This is a genomic window from Sinomicrobium pectinilyticum (assembly GCF_003725735.1).
Lineage (GTDB): Bacteria > Bacteroidota > Bacteroidia > Flavobacteriales > Flavobacteriaceae > Sinomicrobium > Sinomicrobium pectinilyticum.
In genome coordinates, this window is sequence record NZ_RJTM01000002.1 from 287,750 (window position 1) to 304,665 (window position 16,916).

The 16,916-nt window shown below is 45.9% G+C and carries 18 protein-coding genes; 11 read left to right on the top strand and 7 right to left on the bottom strand.

What is annotated here, in order from left to right:
* Positions 1 to 194: 194 nt before the first annotated feature.
* The gene (locus tag ED312_RS01155) at positions 195 to 2,231 is read left to right on the top strand and encodes a dipeptidyl-peptidase 3 family protein (RefSeq protein ID WP_123214144.1); all 2,037 of its coding nucleotides are present in this window, start codon (positions 195 to 197) and stop codon (positions 2,229 to 2,231) included.
* A gap of 80 nt (positions 2,232 to 2,311) precedes the next feature.
* Here the strand turns inward: ED312_RS01155 and ED312_RS01160 are convergent, their stop codons facing one another.
* Both ED312_RS01160 and ED312_RS01165 read right to left on the bottom strand, forming a co-directional pair.
* On the bottom strand, positions 2,312 to 2,725 hold the full coding sequence (locus tag ED312_RS01160; protein WP_123214145.1) for a DUF6691 family protein: 414 nt from the start codon (positions 2,723 to 2,725) through the stop codon (positions 2,312 to 2,314).
* 29 nt (positions 2,726 to 2,754) lie between these two features.
* Entirely contained in the window at positions 2,755 to 3,312 is a 558-nt protein-coding gene (locus ED312_RS01165; protein WP_123214206.1) for a YeeE/YedE family protein, read from the bottom strand.
* 168 nt (positions 3,313 to 3,480) lie between these two features.
* Between ED312_RS01165 and ED312_RS01170 the strand changes: the two genes are divergently transcribed.
* Positions 3,481 to 3,840 carry a Na(+)-translocating NADH-quinone reductase subunit F gene (locus tag ED312_RS01170; RefSeq protein WP_123214146.1) on the top strand — a complete coding sequence of 120 codons (360 nt, stop codon included), beginning with the start codon at positions 3,481 to 3,483 and terminating at the stop codon, positions 3,838 to 3,840.
* A complete protein-coding gene (locus tag ED312_RS01175) occupies positions 3,815 to 4,852 on the top strand; it encodes an FAD:protein FMN transferase (RefSeq protein ID WP_240642977.1) in 1,038 nt (345 codons plus the stop codon). The genes ED312_RS01170 and ED312_RS01175 overlap by 26 nt, the downstream gene beginning before the upstream one ends.
* A 27-nt stretch (positions 4,853 to 4,879) precedes the next feature.
* Here ED312_RS01175 and ED312_RS01180 read toward each other — a convergent pair whose 3' ends face one another.
* The 4 genes from ED312_RS01180 to ED312_RS01195 form a co-directional block, all read right to left on the bottom strand.
* Positions 4,880 to 5,644 carry a class I SAM-dependent methyltransferase gene (locus ED312_RS01180; protein ID WP_123214147.1) on the bottom strand — a complete coding sequence of 255 codons (765 nt, stop codon included), beginning with the start codon at positions 5,642 to 5,644 and terminating at the stop codon, positions 4,880 to 4,882.
* Positions 5,645 to 5,694: 50 nt separating this feature from the next.
* Positions 5,695 to 6,513 carry a type I methionyl aminopeptidase gene (map, locus tag ED312_RS01185; protein ID WP_123214148.1) on the bottom strand — a complete coding sequence of 273 codons (819 nt, stop codon included), beginning with the start codon at positions 6,511 to 6,513 and terminating at the stop codon, positions 5,695 to 5,697.
* A 159-nt stretch (positions 6,514 to 6,672) separates the two neighbouring features.
* Positions 6,673 to 7,143: a DinB family protein gene (locus tag ED312_RS01190; protein WP_123214149.1), complete on the bottom strand. Its 471-nt coding sequence runs from the start codon at positions 7,141 to 7,143 to the stop codon at positions 6,673 to 6,675.
* 3 nt (positions 7,144 to 7,146) lie between these two features.
* Positions 7,147 to 7,584 carry a DoxX family protein gene (locus tag ED312_RS01195; protein ID WP_123214150.1) on the bottom strand — a complete coding sequence of 146 codons (438 nt, stop codon included), beginning with the start codon at positions 7,582 to 7,584 and terminating at the stop codon, positions 7,147 to 7,149.
* A gap of 121 nt (positions 7,585 to 7,705) precedes the next feature.
* Between ED312_RS01195 and ED312_RS01200 the strand changes: the two genes are divergently transcribed.
* Both ED312_RS01200 and ED312_RS01205 read left to right on the top strand, forming a co-directional pair.
* Positions 7,706 to 8,584 carry a PPK2 family polyphosphate kinase gene (locus ED312_RS01200; RefSeq protein WP_123214151.1) on the top strand — a complete coding sequence of 293 codons (879 nt, stop codon included), beginning with the start codon at positions 7,706 to 7,708 and terminating at the stop codon, positions 8,582 to 8,584.
* Positions 8,585 to 8,718: 134 nt separating this feature from the next.
* Positions 8,719 to 10,092 (top strand): M20/M25/M40 family metallo-hydrolase, encoded by a 1,374-nt coding sequence (locus ED312_RS01205; RefSeq protein WP_123214152.1) that lies wholly within the window; start codon positions 8,719 to 8,721, stop codon positions 10,090 to 10,092.
* 133 nt (positions 10,093 to 10,225) lie between these two features.
* Here the strand turns inward: ED312_RS01205 and ED312_RS01210 are convergent, their stop codons facing one another.
* Positions 10,226 to 10,474 (bottom strand): hypothetical protein, encoded by a 249-nt coding sequence (locus ED312_RS01210; RefSeq protein ID WP_123214153.1) that lies wholly within the window; start codon positions 10,472 to 10,474, stop codon positions 10,226 to 10,228.
* A gap of 205 nt (positions 10,475 to 10,679) precedes the next feature.
* Here ED312_RS01210 and kduI point away from each other — a divergent pair, with 205 nt between their 5' ends.
* The 6 genes from kduI (at position 10,680) to ED312_RS01240 (ending at position 16,890) form a co-directional block, all read left to right on the top strand.
* Entirely contained in the window at positions 10,680 to 11,516 is an 837-nt protein-coding gene (kduI, locus tag ED312_RS01215) for a 5-dehydro-4-deoxy-D-glucuronate isomerase (RefSeq protein WP_123214154.1), read from the top strand.
* A gap of 96 nt (positions 11,517 to 11,612) precedes the next feature.
* Positions 11,613 to 12,398: a gluconate 5-dehydrogenase gene (locus ED312_RS01220; protein ID WP_123214155.1), complete on the top strand. Its 786-nt coding sequence runs from the start codon at positions 11,613 to 11,615 to the stop codon at positions 12,396 to 12,398.
* A gap of 69 nt (positions 12,399 to 12,467) precedes the next feature.
* Positions 12,468 to 13,865 (top strand): glucuronate isomerase, encoded by a 1,398-nt coding sequence (gene uxaC, locus ED312_RS01225; protein ID WP_123214156.1) that lies wholly within the window; start codon positions 12,468 to 12,470, stop codon positions 13,863 to 13,865.
* Between the two features lie 229 nt (positions 13,866 to 14,094).
* Positions 14,095 to 15,099, top strand: coding sequence for a sugar kinase (locus ED312_RS01230; RefSeq protein ID WP_123214157.1), 1,005 nt, complete (start codon positions 14,095 to 14,097; stop codon positions 15,097 to 15,099).
* 79 nt (positions 15,100 to 15,178) lie between these two features.
* Entirely contained in the window at positions 15,179 to 15,847 is a 669-nt protein-coding gene (locus ED312_RS01235; protein ID WP_123214158.1) for a bifunctional 4-hydroxy-2-oxoglutarate aldolase/2-dehydro-3-deoxy-phosphogluconate aldolase, read from the top strand.
* 59 nt (positions 15,848 to 15,906) lie between these two features.
* The gene (locus ED312_RS01240) at positions 15,907 to 16,890 is read left to right on the top strand and encodes a TRAP transporter substrate-binding protein (protein WP_123214159.1); all 984 of its coding nucleotides are present in this window, start codon (positions 15,907 to 15,909) and stop codon (positions 16,888 to 16,890) included.
* Positions 16,891 to 16,916: the final 26 nt, after the last annotated feature.

A 16,916-nucleotide genomic window follows, 5' to 3' on the forward strand; every position in this document is an offset into this window, starting at 1 on the left:
AAAGACCGATGCAATTGCTGCATCGGTCTTTTTGTTTTTTCAGATTTCTCTGCATCAATACCAACAACAGGTTGTAATCCGCAACCCGAAGTTTTGCTTCCCTGCCGGTCCCTGGAATTCAAAAAATAACATTTAGGTTAATTGTAGTTGTATAATTGTTATTTTTGTGTCATTCTATTCAAAAATCACTAAACATGAATACAAAAATAGGGGTTAGCTTTTTGTTGGCATGCGGATTATTATTTTCCTGTGGCGATGAAAAAAAGGAGAACCGGGAGAAAAAACCGGAAGTTTCGGAAAAAAAGTTTGATTATGTCGTAGAGCAGTTTGCGGACCTTCGTGTTCTCCGTTATCAGATACCGGGCTGGGATAACCTGAGCCTTAAAGAACAAAAACTGGTTTATTACCTTACGCAGGCAGGTCTTTCAGGAAGAGATATCATGTGGGACCAGAATTACAAACACAACCTGACAATACGAAAGGCCCTGGAAAATATTTATAAAAGCTATCAGGGAGATAAAGAGTCGGACAACTGGAAGGCATTTGAAGTTTACCTCAAGCGTGTATGGTTTTCCAATGGTATCCATCACCATTATTCCAATGATAAAATAAAACCGGGTTTTAGTAAAGAATATCTGGATATCCTTCTGAAGGAAACGGGGACAGAACTTGACGGTGCCGTTGCGGACATACTCTTTAATGATGCCGATGCCAAAAAAGTAAACCTGGATGCTTCCAAAGGCCTGATAAAGGGATCGGCAATAAATTTCTACGGTGAGGACATCAGCGCGGATGAAGTAGATGCCTTCTATGCGAAGATGAAATCTCCCGACCCGGCAAAACCGCTTTCTTTCGGCCTTAATTCAAAACTGGTTAAGGAAAATGGTAAGCTGGTAGAGAAAGTCTGGAAAAGCGGCGGAATGTATGGTAAAGCCATTGACAAGATCATTTACTGGCTTGAGAAGGCTAAAGGAGTGGCAGAAAATAAAAAACAGGGAGAAGCCCTCGGTTTACTTATAGATTATTACAAAACTGGGGACCTGCGAACCTGGGATGAGTATAATGTAGCCTGGACCGAAGCCACGGAAGGCAATATCGATTATATCAACAGTTTCATAGAGGTGTACAACGATCCCAAGGGATATCGCGGTTCATATGAATCCATTGTACAAATCAAGGATTTTGAGATGTCTAAAAAGATGGAAGTTCTGGCCCATAATGCACAATGGTTTGAAGACAATTCGCCTTTAATGCCCGAACACAAAAAGGAAAATGTAGTGGGAGTGTCTTACAAAACCGTGATCGTAGCCGGTGAGGCCGGAGATGCATCTCCCAGCACTCCCATAGGGGTAAATCTTCCCAATGCAAACTGGATCCGCACAGCACATGGCTCCAAATCCGTGTCTTTGGGAAATATCATAGAGGCATATAACAATGCCGGAAGCGGGGATCGTTTAAAAGAATTTGTCAATGATGAGGAAGAACTGGAATTGGCCAGAAAGTACGGCGACCTGGGAGGAAAACTGCATACGGCCCTCCATGAAGTGATAGGACATGCTTCCGGAAAACTGAATCCGGGTGTCGGGGAAACCAAGGAAACTCTTAAAAACTATGCCTCTACGCTCGAAGAAGGAAGAGCGGACCTGGTAGGGCTGTATTATATTATGGACCCTAAAATACAGGAACTTGGCCTGGCTGATGATTATCGAAAGGTCGCCATGGCAGAATATGACGGCTACATACGCAATGGTTTGCTCACACAGCTTGTTCGCCTGGAACTTGGCAAGGATGTGGAAGAAGCACATATGCGAAACCGCCAGTGGGTAGCTGCCTGGGTCTACGAAAAAGGTAAGAAGGACAATGTCATAGAAAAGATAAACAGGGATGGTAAGACCTATTACAATATTAACGATTACGATAAACTGAGAGAATTATTCGGGGAATTGCTTCGCGAGACCCAGCGCATAAAGTCCGAAGGGGATTACGAAGCGGCCAAAGCGCTTGTGGAAGGATACGGGGTGAAGGTAGACCCGGAGGTGCACAAGGAAGTCCTGGACAGGAACAAAGTATTTAAATCGGCTCCTTACAGTGGTTTTGTAAACCCTGTGCTGGTACCGGAAACCGATGATGCCGGTGAGATTACCGCTATTAAAGTAACGCAGCCGGAGAGCTTTGAAGCACAGATGCTGGATTATTCCGAAAATTACGGATTTCTGCCGCTTAAAAATTAGGCGAAGAGATTGATAAATTGATAAGCAGGGCCTGCCGGATCATTCGTCCGGCAGGCTTTTTCTATAATGCCTTCGGGTACTTAATGCGGCAATTTATCTTTGAGCAGTCCGTATGCAAAAGTTCCGGCCAGGGCACCCACGATAACGATACCCATACTCCAGAAACCTGCCCCGAAAAGAATGTACATGGGCCCGGGACATGCCCCGGCCAGTGCCCATCCGAGCCCGAAGAGAATGCCCCCCAAAAGATAACGGGTGATACCTTTGTCCTTATCCGGAATCCGGATGATCTCCCCTTCCGTATTTTTCATCTTTTTGCGTTTGTAAACCTGTATGCCCATAACCCCGGTACCTATGGCTACCATGATAATACCGTACATGTGAAAGGACTGAAAGTGGAACATTTCATATATCCTGTACCACGAAACCGCCTCGGACTTGGTGAGTACAATTCCGAAAAAGATACCTACGAGCAAGAACTTGATAAATTTCATATAACAATTGTTTTTAGGCTGATCTCTTGTCAAAAGATAAGCGGGAGTATAAAATGGGACATCAGCAATCCGCCCAGGAAAAAACCGATAACAGCGATCACCGAGGGCAGTTGCAGGTTGCTTATGCCGCTTATGGCATGTCCGGAAGTGCATCCTCCCGCATAACGGGCCCCGAATCCCACAAGAAAACCTCCCCCCAGCAATATCAGTAGGCCTTTCGGAGTGAAAGCATTCTCCATACCGAATATGGCATCCGGTAGCAGTTTTCCTTCCGGTGCATCAATATTCATTCGGCCCAGTTGAGCAACCGTCTCCGGGTTCAGGTTTACACCGCTGCCGTCCGACAGAAAATGAACTGCGATAAATCCGCCGATCATCGCTCCCAGAACAACGAGAAGGTTCCACCGCTGGGCTTTCCAGTCAAAACGAAAAAATCCGGAATATTTACCGCCCCCGAAAACAGAACAAAGGGTACGGAGGTTCGAAGACATACCAAAATTTTTACCCATGTATATTAACAGGAGCATCACGGCTCCGATAAGCACCCCGGAGAGGTACCACGGAAATGGTTTAAAGATAAAATCCATAATCTGCATAAAATTATGGAACAAAAGTACGTACAACTTTCCGGAACTGTGTAACAGTGGTTACAGAGAAGAAAAGGCGTGCGCGTACCATCGTAGTACCTAACCTGCTTTTCTATACAAACCGTGGTTTTAGGCGGCGAATCCCTTTTAAATAAGTATCTTTGCCGCATGGAAATTCTTAGTGAACAGGAATTGCATAACCTCGCTATGAACGTTGTCGGGAAAGACCTGGAAGCAAAGGGTTTTGAGTTTATCGCTGTAAACAGCAAGCTCAAAAAAGACCCCCAGTTTGTATGCCTGAAGAACAAAAAACTGCACTTTGTGGTGGTAAAGGCCGTGCTTTATCCTGAAAACCCCAAAGAGTTCGATGTGGTATATATGGAGATTATGAGAGAGCACGCTCTTAAGTTCAAGGCGAGGACGTACTATGCCGGTGTGGGTATAGCCAATGCGGAAAATTATGAAGAACCGGTTGTAAGAGACCGTAATTATGTTATAAACTATGATGGTATCCAGGAGATTGTTTAACATAGCAGCAGTATTATTTATAACAGGTGCCGGACTTACGGGCTGCCAGCCGGCTACCAAGCCCGAAGCGGTAATTATCCGTGGAGAGGCGCAGGGGAGTACTTATAATATAAAATATATAACGGACCGTAAAGGAGAAGATCTTAAACCCGCGATAGATTCCATATTGCTGTCCATAGACATGTCCATGTCCACGTACCGGCCGGATTCGGATATATCCAAAATCAATTCCGGCGACAGTACCGTAGTGGTGGACGAGAATTTCCGGAATGTTTTCCTGGCCTCACAGAGCGTATGGGAGGAATCGGGGGGAAGCTTCGATCCTACAATAGGTACTTTGGTCAGGGCCTGGGGATTTGGTCCCGATCATCACAGGATACCTCTGGACAGCACCAAGGTGGACAGCCTGTTGCAATATTGTGGTTTTGATAAGGTGGCCCTTACTTCCCGTAATACCATTCGCAAGAAAAACAAAAACATATATTTTGATTTTAATGCCATTGCGCAGGGATATACGGTAGATGTTATCGTTGATTTTTTTCTCGACAGGGGGATTGACAATTTTATAGCCGAAGTAGGGGGTGAGCTCGCCACACGTGGCAGGAATACGGCCAAGGACAGGGAATGGGTGGTTGCCATAGATGATCCTTTACAGGAGGAGGAAGAGCGTTCTTTTATAGCTAAAATTCACCTGAAAGACATGGGAATGGCCACTTCCGGAAATTATCGCAAGACTATTACCGATACCATCACCGGTGAAAAATATGTGCATACCATAGACCCGGTCACCGGATATACCAAAAAGGGAAATGTATTAAGTACCACAATAGTTGCCAGAACCTGTATGGAGGCCGATGCCTATGCGACCACATTTATGGTGACGGGATTGGAAAAAGCTAAAGAATTGCTGAAAAAGAAACCCGACGTACATGCATTCATCCTGTATATGGATGAAAATAACAAAATGCAGAGATATATGACAGAAGGGTTTAAATCCCTTATTGTGGAGTAAAAAATTGAAAAGGTTCCGGACTTCTTCTTATTTGAAACAAACGGGAATGATTTCTCCCGGGGCCAAGACATGGCGTTGTACTGCTTCCGGAGGAAGTTGTCGGGTATAATCCACTTCTTTGACCTTAAAGCCTATGCTGCGCAGTTTGTCGAAATAATCCCGTCCGTATACCCTTACATGATCGTACTGGCCGAAAATCGCCGCCCTTTCCCTGGGATCGGTGATGGAGTTGTCCTCAAAGGTGTCTTCCCGGTTAAGGTCCTGCGGTATCTGGAAAATTCCCATTCCGCCCGGTTTCAGTACGCGATATAGCTCACGCATGGCTGTAGTGTCATCCGGAATATGTTCCAGAACATGGTTACAGAGAATAATGTCGAAACTGTTGTCCTCGAAAGGGAGATGACAGATATCCGCCTTTACATCGGCCAACGGTGATTCCAGGTCGGTGGTGGTATAATCAAGGTTCTGCTGTTTGCGGAAGCGTTTATAGAAAGCCTGCTCCGGGGCAAAATGCAATACTTTTTTCGGAGCGGTGAAAAAATCTGTCTCATGCTTCAGGTAAAGCCACAGGAGCCGGTGCCTCTCCAGGGAAAGCGTACCGGGCGACAGGACGTTTTCCCGCTGTTTTTCATATCCGTAAGGGAGAAAAGACCGGTAGCTTCTGCCGTCTATGGGATCGGTGTAAGTATTTCCACGCATGGCAACGGCCATCACAGGACTCACCCAGTAACTCGCCCGTATAAGCCAGGGCCTGGGTATAAAACGCAATATGGCTTTAAACAACCTTTTCATTACGGGGGCTTCCGGGACAAACGGGATTGGGATATTGGAAAAAAGGCATATTACAGTACGAGGGCCTCTTTCCGGAATTCGTCTTCTTCATTGCTTTGAATTCCCAGGGCCTCGTAAATATAGGCAAAAGTGGAAAGCAGTTCGGGCTTACCGTTTACAATAGCTACATCATGTTCAAAATGCGCACTGGGTTTGCCATCGGCAGTGAGGATGGTCCAGCCGTCCCTCAGTTGTTTGATGCGCTGTGTGCCCATATTTATCATCGGTTCGATAGCGACCACCATACCTTCGGCAAATTTCTTTCCCCGGCCCCGTTTGCCGTAATTGGGCATTTCCGGATCTTCGTGCATTTTAGAGCCCAGTCCGTGGCCAACCAGTTCGCGTACCACACCATAACCGTGGTTTTCACAGTATTGCTGTATGGCAAACCCCACATCACCTACCCTGTTACCGGCACGGAATTGTCTTATTCCCTCGTAGAGTGATTCTTTGGTGATACGGAGTAGATTTTTTATATCGTCACTCACTTCGCCGACTTCGAAAGTATAGGCATGGTCTCCGTAGAATCCGTTTTTCACTGCTCCGCAATCGATAGAAATAATATCGCCTTCTTCCATAGGAGTGTCGTTCGGAATACCATGAACTACCTGGGCATTGGGGCTCATACAAAGTGTATTCGGAAAGTCATACAATCCCAGGAAGCCCGGTTCGGCCCCGTGATCGCGAATGAACTCTTCCGCCAGTTTGTCGAGATATAAAGTAGTAACACCGGGTTTTACTTCTTTGGCCAGCATACCCAGTGTCCTGGATACGATCAGGGCACTTTCCCGCATCAGCTCTATTTGTTCCGGTGATTTGATCTGTATCATTTTCTTTCGGTATTATAAGTTGTTCGCCAAAAATGAGCAAACCATATGTGCCGCAAAAATAGGAATTAATATGGAAACATTGTTAGTTTGGTCTCACAGGTTCGTTACAGGGGTTTTTCTCCCGGTGCTTTGCGGATTGAAATAGCGGGGCACCTGCCGTTAACGGATAATATCCGTATCAACCGGAATATATCCCAGGTGCCTGCTCAGGGAAAGTACCTGCCCTTTATGGTGAAATTCATGGGTAATGACATGGGTGAACAGCTGTAGTGGCCGGATATTTTCGGTCTCTCCCTTTTTACGAACGGTTATGGCCTTGCTGAAGTCGGGCAGATAGCGGTTGAGAAATTCCTCCATGAGCATGTCGATGTCTTTGTAAAAAAGCCGTAATTCGTTCACCGCAGGGATGGCATGATAGGGAGTGGGCACCTTCACTTTCTGCAATGCCTGTTCCCCTATCCAGAATTCATAGGTGTTACCTGTATGTACCAGCAGGTTCCGGATGCTTCCCCTGCCAAATGTGCTGTTTTCTGCCGTAAAGTCTTTCGGGGAAATGCCGGCGCAGTAATCCAGCAATATCTCCCGCGATTGCTTTACCAGTTCGTACTGGGTGTGGATCATATTCTTCATGGGCTAAAAGGTTTGAACATGCCGTTGGTGTTTTTTTTTCTTTTTTTCCAGGTAGGCATCTGCCGAATATTTTCCTGCATGGGCAAAATATATCAGGAAGGCTACAACCAGCATATGGATAGCAGGAGCTGTTTGTATATAAGAATCTCCGTGCCACAGGTGTACCTGTATAATGGCAATGGTAAAGTTAAGCAGCATCAACAGGCTGAAAACCCTGACCTTATATCCGATGATCCAGCTTATACCTGCAAATAATTGAGTATACACGGAAATAAGGCCGCATATCAGGGGGAAGGGAAAGCCGTTTTCGAGAAGAAAATCACGGAATTCCAGCATCCGGTCCCAGTGCATGATATTATCCGATACGCCGTATATCAGTCGGAAGCCAAAAGCCAGCCGTATTGCCAGCAGGGCTATATCCATTCGTTTCTTTCGGTTCATGTGGGGAGTTTAGCGGGGTTTTCCATAAAGATAAGAATTAATAAGGAATCGCGGGGCAGGCAGAAGAAGAGGAGCGGGACTATGCGAAATTCTTTTTATCTTTAACCGTAAACCACGTTATATGGAAAAAATCAAGACTTCGCACTACAGGATAGAAGAAACTGTCCGGTTAAAAGACATCCCTACCCTGAATACGCTGGGGGCAACGGAGGAAGAGCTGGAAGAAGCCCTTTCGGGAGAACGGAAGAAACTGGCAGAGTTTCAGAACCGGATGTATGCCCACGGAAAATACGGCGTACTGATCTGTATCCAGGGAATGGACACTGCCGGAAAGGATAGCCTTATCCGCGAGGTTTTCAAGGACCTCAATGCCCGTGGTGTAGTGGTGCACAGTTTTAAAATCCCCTCAATGCTGGAATTGCGGCACGATTATCTGTGGCGGCATTATCTCGCATTGCCGGAACGCGGGAAATTCAGCGTGTTCAACCGCACTCATTACGAAAACGTACTGGTAACACGGGTCCACCCGGAGTATGTGCTGAATGAAAATATTCCCGGTATCGAAAGTGTGAACGACATAGGCCCGGAATTCTGGGACAAACGTTTTGAACAGATCAATAACTTCGAAAAGCTCGTGGCGGAGAACGGTACGCTGATCTTTAAATTTTTTCTGCATATTTCCAAGGAAGAGCAAAGGCAACGCCTGCTCCGCCGGCTGAACAAAAAGAGCAAGAACTGGAAATTTTCCCCGGGCGACCTGGAGGAACGCAAACTTTGGGATGAGTACCTGAAATATTACGAGGAAGCTATAAACCGTACTTCAACGGCGCATGCCCCCTGGTATGTGCTTCCGGCCGATAATAAAAAAGCCTGTAGGCTTATCCTCGCGGACATTCTGTATGACGAACTCAAAAAGTACAAAAACATAAAGGAGCCGCAACTGGATGAAGATACCATGGCAAACCTGGAATATTATAAAAAACAGTTGGAGGGGGAATAGGATATTGTGAGCAATAGTTCTTATTTTTGAATCGTCAGGGTAGAAAAGCAGTAAAGGTAAACACCGTTCCCGTATTTTCTCACCTTAACTGCCTTCCCGGACATCATGTTAATCCTAAACCACCTGTTTCACGTATGAGGAAATTGATCTTTTTAGTCTTTTTAATAGCTTTGGGCCCGGTTTTCGGGCAAAATAAAGATGAAAAACAAATAAGGGCCATATACGATACTGCCCTGCTGGACGCGAAGGGATATGACTGGCTGGAGTACCTGTCCAATCAGATAGGAGGAAGGCTTTCCGGTTCCCTGAATGCGGAAATGGCCGTAAACTATACCAAAAAACAACTGGATTCCCTCGGGCTGGATAACGTATGGCTGCAGCCCGTAATGGTCCCGAAATGGGTAAGAGGCACTCCCGAAATAGCATACATAGAAACATCCCCGGGAAAAACTACCAATGTCCCGGTATGTGCACTCGGAGGTTCCGTAGCCACCCCGGCCACCGGAATTAAGGCACAGGTAGTGGAGGTACAGGGGCTCGAGGACCTTGAAAAACTCGGAAGAGAAAAGGTAGAAGGAAAGATCGTTTTTTACAACCGGCCCATGCAGGCCAACCTGATACAAACTTTTGAGGCTTATGGCGGATGTGTGGACCAACGTTACTCCGGGGCTATGGAAGCCGGGAAATACGGTGCAGTCGGGGTTATCGTCCGTTCTATGAACCTGCGCCTGGACGATTATCCGCATGCCGGGGCCATGAGCTATGGAGATATGCCCGAGTCACAACGCATTCCGGCTGCGGCGATCAGCACAAACGGTGCCGAGTTGCTGAGCGGTATGCTGAAACTCAATCCGGATATACGCTTTTACCTCAAACAAACCTGCCGGCAGTACGAAGATGTAAAATCCTATAATGTAATCGGTGAGATAAAGGGAAGTGAACGTCCTGATGAGATCATGGTTGTAGGCGGACACCTGGATTCCTGGGATCTCGGTGATGGCGCTCACGATGATGGCGCGGGTTGCGTGCAAAGCATGGAAGTGCTGCGGCTTTTAAAAAAAACCGGGTATAAACCCAAACGCACCCTTCGCGTGGTATTGTTCATGAATGAAGAAAACGGACTGAGAGGAGGAAACAAATACGCCGAAGTGGCCAGAGCGAAAAACGAAAAACACGTATTTGCCCTTGAAAGTGATGCCGGAGGATTTACCCCGCGGGGGTTCAACCTGGAATGCAATGACAGCCAATACAATCTTATAAATAGCTGGAAACCTTTATTTGAGCCTTACCTGATCCATCTTTTCCGGAAAGGACATAGCGGGGCAGATATCAGGCCGCTGAAAGAAAATGATATTGTACTGGCCGGACTAATGCCTGATTCACAGCGTTATTTTGACCACCACCATGCTGCAAACGATACCTTCGAACATGTAAACAAGCGCGAATTGCAATTGGGGGCAGCGACCATGGCTTCGCTGGTTTACCTGGTGGACAAATACCTGAAATAGGAAATACGGTACGGGGACCGGAGGAATATGCAGGGTTTCCCATTGTTTACAGAAAGCCGGGACCTGTAGTTCGTAACGGTCTGGCATATAAATTCAACAATATCTAAAAACATGTCATCCGGTCGGGGTTGTGCTACAGTTCTCCGTAAGTATACTTCACAACTCCGTTCCGTATGGCGCCCTTTCCTGTAAGGGTTGTCGGGTTTGTTGCCCGGATGGAAAACTTAAAACTTAACGGGCTTCTGTTCTGTAAATCCCGGATTTTAAAACAGGTGTTTTCCACATCGTTCCCCGCTATTTTCGAAATCACCCTTTTTTCCGGTTGTTTTTCCTTTTTTCCGGACCTGTGTTTTTTGCCGGTAAACGGGAATTCGTAATACATTTCACAAACTTTACAAAATCTTTTAGAAAACCGTTATTGACAGGAAGAAAATATTTGATAGTTTTGTGAATTAGCTATTATAGCTTGTGCTTTTTATTAAAAAAATGTTTCTATTGTTGAAAAAAACAAAAATTATTAAGTACAAGCAAATTTTTATTTTATATTTGTGTAATCGATTGCATTAACCAAAAATACATTTGTTCAAATGACTACAGCAGAATTCAGATATGCGGCCAGCCCAAAGGACGCAAAAACGTATGACACACAAAAACTGAGAGATGAATTTCTAATTGACCCTGTTTTCTCGGGAGATGAAATAAAACTCACTTATTCCATGTATGACAGGTATATTGTCGGAGGTGCCATGCCGGTAAAAAAAGATCTGGTTCTGGAGACCATACCTTATCTGAAATCCGAGAATTTTCTTGATCGCAGGGAAATGGGGGTTATCAATGTAGGGGCAACCGGTAAAGTAATTGTGGACGGGGTAGAGTATACCCTGCACAAAAAAGAGGCCCTTTATATAGGTAAAGAGAGCAAGGAAGTGATCTTTTCCGCTTCTGTGGAAGGACAGCCGCTTTTCTATATAAATTCCGCGCCGGCACATAAAAAGTTCCCCACTAAAAAAGTGGGTAAGGATGAGGCTGAAATCATACCGCTCGGTGATGACAAATCCGCAAACAAAAGGATACTCAATAAGCTGATCGTAAACAGTATAGTAGAAACCTGCCAGTTGCAAATGGGGTTGACGGAACTTGTAGAGGGCAATATATGGAACACCATGCCGGCACATACACACGAAAGAAGGATGGAAGCATATTTCTATTTTGACCTGGCCGAAGGGCATGCCGTATGTCATTTTATGGGACAACCGCAGGAAACCAGGCATATATTTATGCACAACCACCAGGCAGTATTGTCGCCGGAATGGTCTATCCACTCCGGGGCAGGCACTTCCAATTACTCCTTTATCTGGGGAATGGCAGGGGAGAACCTCGATTATGGGGACATGGATGTATGCCCGCCGAACGAAATGAAATAAAAAAGAAGATAACAATGGCCGCATAAACGGAAACGCCTCCGGGAACAATCGTTCCGGGTTTCGGTTTATGTGACCGGTCTAAAAATATAATACCATATGGATTTATTCAGTTTAGCGAACAAACGCGCAATGGTTACGGGAGGGACACATGGCCTGGGAATGGCTATGGCAGAAGGTCTCGGCGAAGCGGGGGCGGAACTGGTAATCACCAGCACAACTCCTTCCAAACTGGAAAGCGCCCTGAAACATTACACTTCCAAAGGATATAAAACGTCGGGATATATTTTTGACGTAACCGATGAGAAAGCTGCTGCCGAAAATGTGGAGAAGATAGAAAGAGAAGTCGGTCCTGTCGACATCCTGGTCAACAATGCGGGAATCATCAAACGCGAACTGGCACTGGATATGGCCGTGGAAGATTTTCGAAGGGTCATAGATGTGGATCTTGTAGGGCCTTTTATAATGAGCAGACTTGTGGCAAAAGGAATGGTAGAAAGAAAAGCCGGAAAGATTATTAATATCTGCTCAATGATGAGTGAACTGGGAAGGAACAATGTAAGTGCTTATGCGGCGGCCAAAGGAGGCCTGAAAATGCTTACCCGCAACCTGGCTACGGAATGGGCCAAATACAATATCCAGGTGAATGGTATTGGTCCGGGGTATTTTGCCACGTCCCAGACGGCACCTATACGTGTGGATGGCAACCCCTTCAACGAGTTTATTATTAACCGTACCCCCACCGGCAGATGGGGCGATCCGGAAGATCTGGCCGGGACCGTGGTTTTCCTGGCATCCAGGGCGAGTGATTTTGTCAACGGACAGATCGTTTATGTGGACGGGGGTATACTGGCCACCATAGGAAAACCCGCAAATGAAAAATAGAAGAACAGGAGATAGGGGAAAACCCTAACCTGTTCACAGAGATAGAACATATTCAGATAATATCTTACCATGAGTTTTATTAAGGACGAAAGCTTTTTACTGAGCAACGATTACGCTAGGGAACTGTATTTTAACTATGCGGAAAAACAACCCATTATCGATTACCATTGCCATTTGCCTCCCGATCAGATCGCCGGGGACAAGGTTTTTGAGAACCTTACACAGATATGGATCTATGGAGATCATTACAAGTGGCGTGCCATGCGTACCCTGGGTATCGATGAGAAGTACATAACCGGGAACGGAACAGATGAGGAAAAATTCCGGGCATGGGCAGAAACAGTGCCTTACACGCTGCGCAATCCCCTTTACCACTGGACACACCTGGAGCTCAAAAGATATTTCGGTATAGAGACATTACTGAGCGAAAAAACGGCAGATGAGATATACAGGCAGGCCAATGAGAAACTGAATACGACGGCATACAGTTGTCGCGGCTTGCTGACCAAAATGAACGTGGAAGTGGTTTGTACTACGGAAGACCCTACGGATTCGCTGGAACATCACCAAAAGCTGGCAGGAAGTGACTACCCGGTGAAAGTGACCACTTCTTTCCGCCCCGATAAGGCTATTATGATCACCAACGAAGGGTTTAATGACTATGTGGAAAAACTCGGGGAAGCGGCGGGAATGGCTATAGGGAATTACAATGATCTTCTGGAAGTGCTGAAAAAAAGGATACAGTACTTCCACGATAACGGAAGCAGGGTTTCCGATCACGGATTGGAACAGATATACAGTGAAGATTATACCGAGGCGGAAGTAAAAGCTGTTTTTGAAAAGAAAAGAAACGGGAAAACAATAACTCGTGAAGAAGCTTTGAAATTCCAGAGTGCCGTATTGTACTTCCTGGCGGAAACTTATTGTGAATTTGGTTGGGTGCAGCAGTTTCACCTGGGAGCACTGAGAAATAACAACAGCAGGATGAACCGCCTTCTCGGACCTGACACCGGATGGGATTCTATTGGTGATTTTACGCAATCGGTAGCGTTGTCCCGTTTTCTGAATAAACTGGACAGTAAAAACAAGCTTGCCAAAACCATTTTGTACAACCTTAACCCTGCAGATAATGAGGTTATGGCCAGTATGATAGGTAATTTTAACGACGGCAGTGTAAAGGGAAAGGTACAGTTCGGTTCCGGATGGTGGTTCCTGGATCAGAAAGACGGAATGACCAAACAGATGAACGCCCTCTCCAATATGGGACTTATCAGTTGTTTTGTGGGCATGCTTACCGATTCGAGAAGCTTTCTGTCATTCCCGAGACATGAGTATTTCCGAAGACTGGTATGTAACCTCTTCGGGGAAGAGATCGAAAACGGGGAACTGCCCGCCGATATGGAGTGGATAGGAAAAATAGTTTCGGATATCTGCTACAATAATGCGAAAGACTATTTCGGGTTCTGATCAGGTAGTAAGATGTCGGATTTCCGCCTCTATGTTACAGGGAAGATTTAACAGTTACCTCGGGTACTTCTGTTTTGTTCCTGACGATATATTAAAACAAACAGCCGATTACCGGGTGAGATTAAACCAGGTTGATTATTCGGGATAAATAAAAAACGGTTTCGGATTCGGGACGGAACAGGGAGGAAGAAAAACCAAAGATCACTATATTGCCAATAAAAAGAATTTTATGGATAAAACGGTTACTTTCGGAGAAGTACTTATGAGGCTGTCCCCGGAAGGGTATAAAAAGATAAGCCAGAGTAATAAACTGGAATTTTACTTCGGGGGAACCGAAATGAACGTGGGAGCCTCACTGGCAAATTTCGGGAATGAAGTAAAGCATGTAACCTGTGTTTCCGATGATATCGTAGGGCAGGCGGCAATAGGTACGATGAAACGGTATGGCATAAATACTTCCGGGGTGGTAAAACGCAATGCTCCTCTGGGACTTTATTTTCTCGAAGTCGGTGCGGTTATGCGTTCCAGTACCATAGCATATAACAGGGCCCATTCCGCATTTGCCGGAATACAGCCGGAGATGGTAAACTGGGAAGAGATAATGGAGGGCGCCGGCTGGTTTCACTGGACAGGGATAACTCCCGCGATTTCCGAAGGAGCGTGGTTAACGCTGCAGGAAGGGCTGAAACAGGCCCGGAAGAACGGAATGAACGTCACGGCAGATCCTACCTACAGGAAAGACCTCTGGAATTATGGTAAAGATGCCCGCAGGATACTGACAGATATGCTGGAATATTCGACGATTTTTATCGGTGGTGTAAACGAGATCAATGAAATACTCGGAACAACCCACACAAGTGATAAAGATGGCTTTACAGAAGCAGCCAAAGAATTGTTAGAACGGTTTCCTTCCATAACAAAGGTCTTTGACAAAGTGAGGAACGGGGGCAATGCCTCCTCACAGAAAATAAGCGCCAGGGCCTGGAACGGAGAGGAATACCTGGAGACCGAAGCGCTGGAAGTTGCCCATGTAGTAGACAGGATAGGTACCGGGGATGCTTACGCTGCCGGGCTTATCTACGGATTGCAACACTTCGATGACCGGAAAACCATAGCATTTGCCAATGCCGCCTGCGCCCTGAAACATACCATTGAAGGAGACGTAAACCTCGTATCGGTAGCGGAAGTTTTAGAGGTGGTCGAAGGGAATATATCCGGTAGGATAAAACGGTAATAATAACCATACCGATGGTCATTATTTAAATAGCAGTGAACCCGATAATATAAATAACCAGATAACACAATAATAGCTTATGTCCCGATTTACAAGAATATCCGTAGCGTTAAAGATGAAAGAAACCGGTATCGTTCCGGTCTTCTATCACAAGGATGCGGAAGTATGCAAAACGGTTTTAAAGGCCTGTTATGATGGCGGTGCCAGGGTTTTTGAATTTACCAACAGGGGCGATTATGCGCACGAAGTTTTCGCCGAACTCAATAGATATGCCGAAAAAGAACTTCCGGAGATGATACTCGGAGTAGGTTCCGTAGTGGACCCCGGTACCACATCGCTTTATCTGCAATTGGGCGCAGCCTTTATAGTATCTCCCGTACTAAACCCGGAGATGGCTAAGGTATGTAACCGCAGAAAAGTAATGTGGTCTCCCGGTTGCGGTTCACTCACAGAGATTTCCCATGCCGAAGAACTGGGTGCCGAAGTCGTAAAAATATTTCCGGGAACACAGGTAGGAGGACCTGAATTTGTGAAGGCAGTGAAAGGCCCGTTTCCGTGGACAAGCATTATGCCTACCGGAGGAGTAGAACCTACGGAAGAAAATCTTTCCGCCTGGTTCGGTGCCGGAGTACACTGTGTGGGCATAGGATCTAAACTCTTCACGAAAAATGCGGACGGCAGCTATGACCCGGAGAGGATTACCGGCACGGTGAAAGAGGTCGTAGCCATAATAAATAAGGTCAGATAATAAGGCGTATGCAGTAAAGAGACCGCAAAAGACAATAATCAATCAATCTTGCCAAAAAAATGATAAAAAAACGAAGTTCGATTCAATATACCGTCCTTGCCCTGTTTTTTATGCTCTTTTCTTCCTGTCAGGAAGCCGGAAAAGTGAAAGTGATAAAACTGGGGCATGGCCTGGACGCCTCGCACCCGGTCCACGAAGCCATGACTTTTATGGCCAAACGACTCGCGGAGAAATCGGACGGCAGCATGCAGATAAAGATATATCCCAGTCAGCAGCTGGGAACGGAAAGAGAGTGCCTGGAGTTACTGCAGATAGGCAGCCTGGGAATGACTAAAGTCTCCGTAGGAGTACTCGAAAATTTTGTTCCCGATTTTAAATTGTTCGGATTGCCTTTCTTGTTCCGGGACAAGGCACACTCCCATAAAGTTATGGACGGAGAAATAGGAAAACAACTTCTGAATGCCAGTGTGGGAGTAAGATTAAAGGGGGTTGCTTTTTACGATGCGGGAAGCCGGAGTTTTTATACCAAGAAACCCGTGCGTAAACCGGAAGACCTTAGGGGGTTAAAACTCCGTGTGATGGAGAGCCAGACAGCTATAGATATGGTTAAGAGCCTGGGAGGGTCACCTACCCCGATCTCCTGGGGAGAGCTGTATACCGCTTTACAGCAAGGCATTGTGGACGGAGCGGAAAATAACCTGCCCAGCTTTTATCTGTCGCATCATTACGAAGTGTGTAAGTATTATATTGTCGATGAACACACTACCCTTCCGGATATGCTGCTGATAAGTACTACTATCTGGAATTCGCTGAGCGACCAGGAAAAGAAATGGCTGGAAGAAGCGGCCATGGAATCGGTTGTATACGAGAGGAAGATATGGGAAGAAGCGGAGAATCATGCACTCGAGGAGATCAAAAAAGCAGGAGTAGAGGTTATATATCCGGATAAAGAACCTTTCCGGGAAAAAGTTTCCGTTATGTATGAGGCTTTTAAAAAGGACAAACACCTGAAAGAGATCATAGAAGCTATTCAGGCAGAATAAACCCGGTCAATCCGGAATAAATCAAA

Excerpts from the sequence above, each read along its gene's own strand:
- ED312_RS01155 (WP_123214144.1), top strand. The coding sequence starts at position 195 with ATGAATACAAAAATAGGGGTTAGCTTTTTGTTGGCATGCGGATTATTA.
- ED312_RS01160 (WP_123214145.1), bottom strand. The coding sequence starts at position 2,725 with ATGAAATTTATCAAGTTCTTGCTCGTAGGTATCTTTTTCGGAATTGTA.
- ED312_RS01165 (WP_123214206.1), bottom strand. The coding sequence starts at position 3,312 with ATGGATTTTATCTTTAAACCATTTCCGTGGTACCTCTCCGGGGTGCTT.
- ED312_RS01170 (WP_123214146.1), top strand. The coding sequence starts at position 3,481 with ATGGAAATTCTTAGTGAACAGGAATTGCATAACCTCGCTATGAACGTT.
- ED312_RS01175 (WP_240642977.1), top strand. The coding sequence starts at position 3,815 with ATGATGGTATCCAGGAGATTGTTTAACATAGCAGCAGTATTATTTATA.
- ED312_RS01180 (WP_123214147.1), bottom strand. The coding sequence starts at position 5,644 with ATGAAAAGGTTGTTTAAAGCCATATTGCGTTTTATACCCAGGCCCTGG.
- map (WP_123214148.1), bottom strand. The coding sequence starts at position 6,513 with ATGATACAGATCAAATCACCGGAACAAATAGAGCTGATGCGGGAAAGT.
- ED312_RS01190 (WP_123214149.1), bottom strand. The coding sequence starts at position 7,143 with ATGAAGAATATGATCCACACCCAGTACGAACTGGTAAAGCAATCGCGG.
- ED312_RS01195 (WP_123214150.1), bottom strand. The coding sequence starts at position 7,584 with ATGAACCGAAAGAAACGAATGGATATAGCCCTGCTGGCAATACGGCTG.
- ED312_RS01200 (WP_123214151.1), top strand. The coding sequence starts at position 7,706 with ATGGAAAAAATCAAGACTTCGCACTACAGGATAGAAGAAACTGTCCGG.
- ED312_RS01205 (WP_123214152.1), top strand. The coding sequence starts at position 8,719 with ATGAGGAAATTGATCTTTTTAGTCTTTTTAATAGCTTTGGGCCCGGTT.
- ED312_RS01210 (WP_123214153.1), bottom strand. The coding sequence starts at position 10,474 with ATGTATTACGAATTCCCGTTTACCGGCAAAAAACACAGGTCCGGAAAA.
- kduI (WP_123214154.1), top strand. The coding sequence starts at position 10,680 with ATGACTACAGCAGAATTCAGATATGCGGCCAGCCCAAAGGACGCAAAA.
- ED312_RS01220 (WP_123214155.1), top strand. The coding sequence starts at position 11,613 with ATGGATTTATTCAGTTTAGCGAACAAACGCGCAATGGTTACGGGAGGG.
- uxaC (WP_123214156.1), top strand. The coding sequence starts at position 12,468 with ATGAGTTTTATTAAGGACGAAAGCTTTTTACTGAGCAACGATTACGCT.
- ED312_RS01230 (WP_123214157.1), top strand. The coding sequence starts at position 14,095 with ATGGATAAAACGGTTACTTTCGGAGAAGTACTTATGAGGCTGTCCCCG.
- ED312_RS01235 (WP_123214158.1), top strand. The coding sequence starts at position 15,179 with ATGTCCCGATTTACAAGAATATCCGTAGCGTTAAAGATGAAAGAAACC.
- ED312_RS01240 (WP_123214159.1), top strand. The coding sequence starts at position 15,907 with ATGATAAAAAAACGAAGTTCGATTCAATATACCGTCCTTGCCCTGTTT.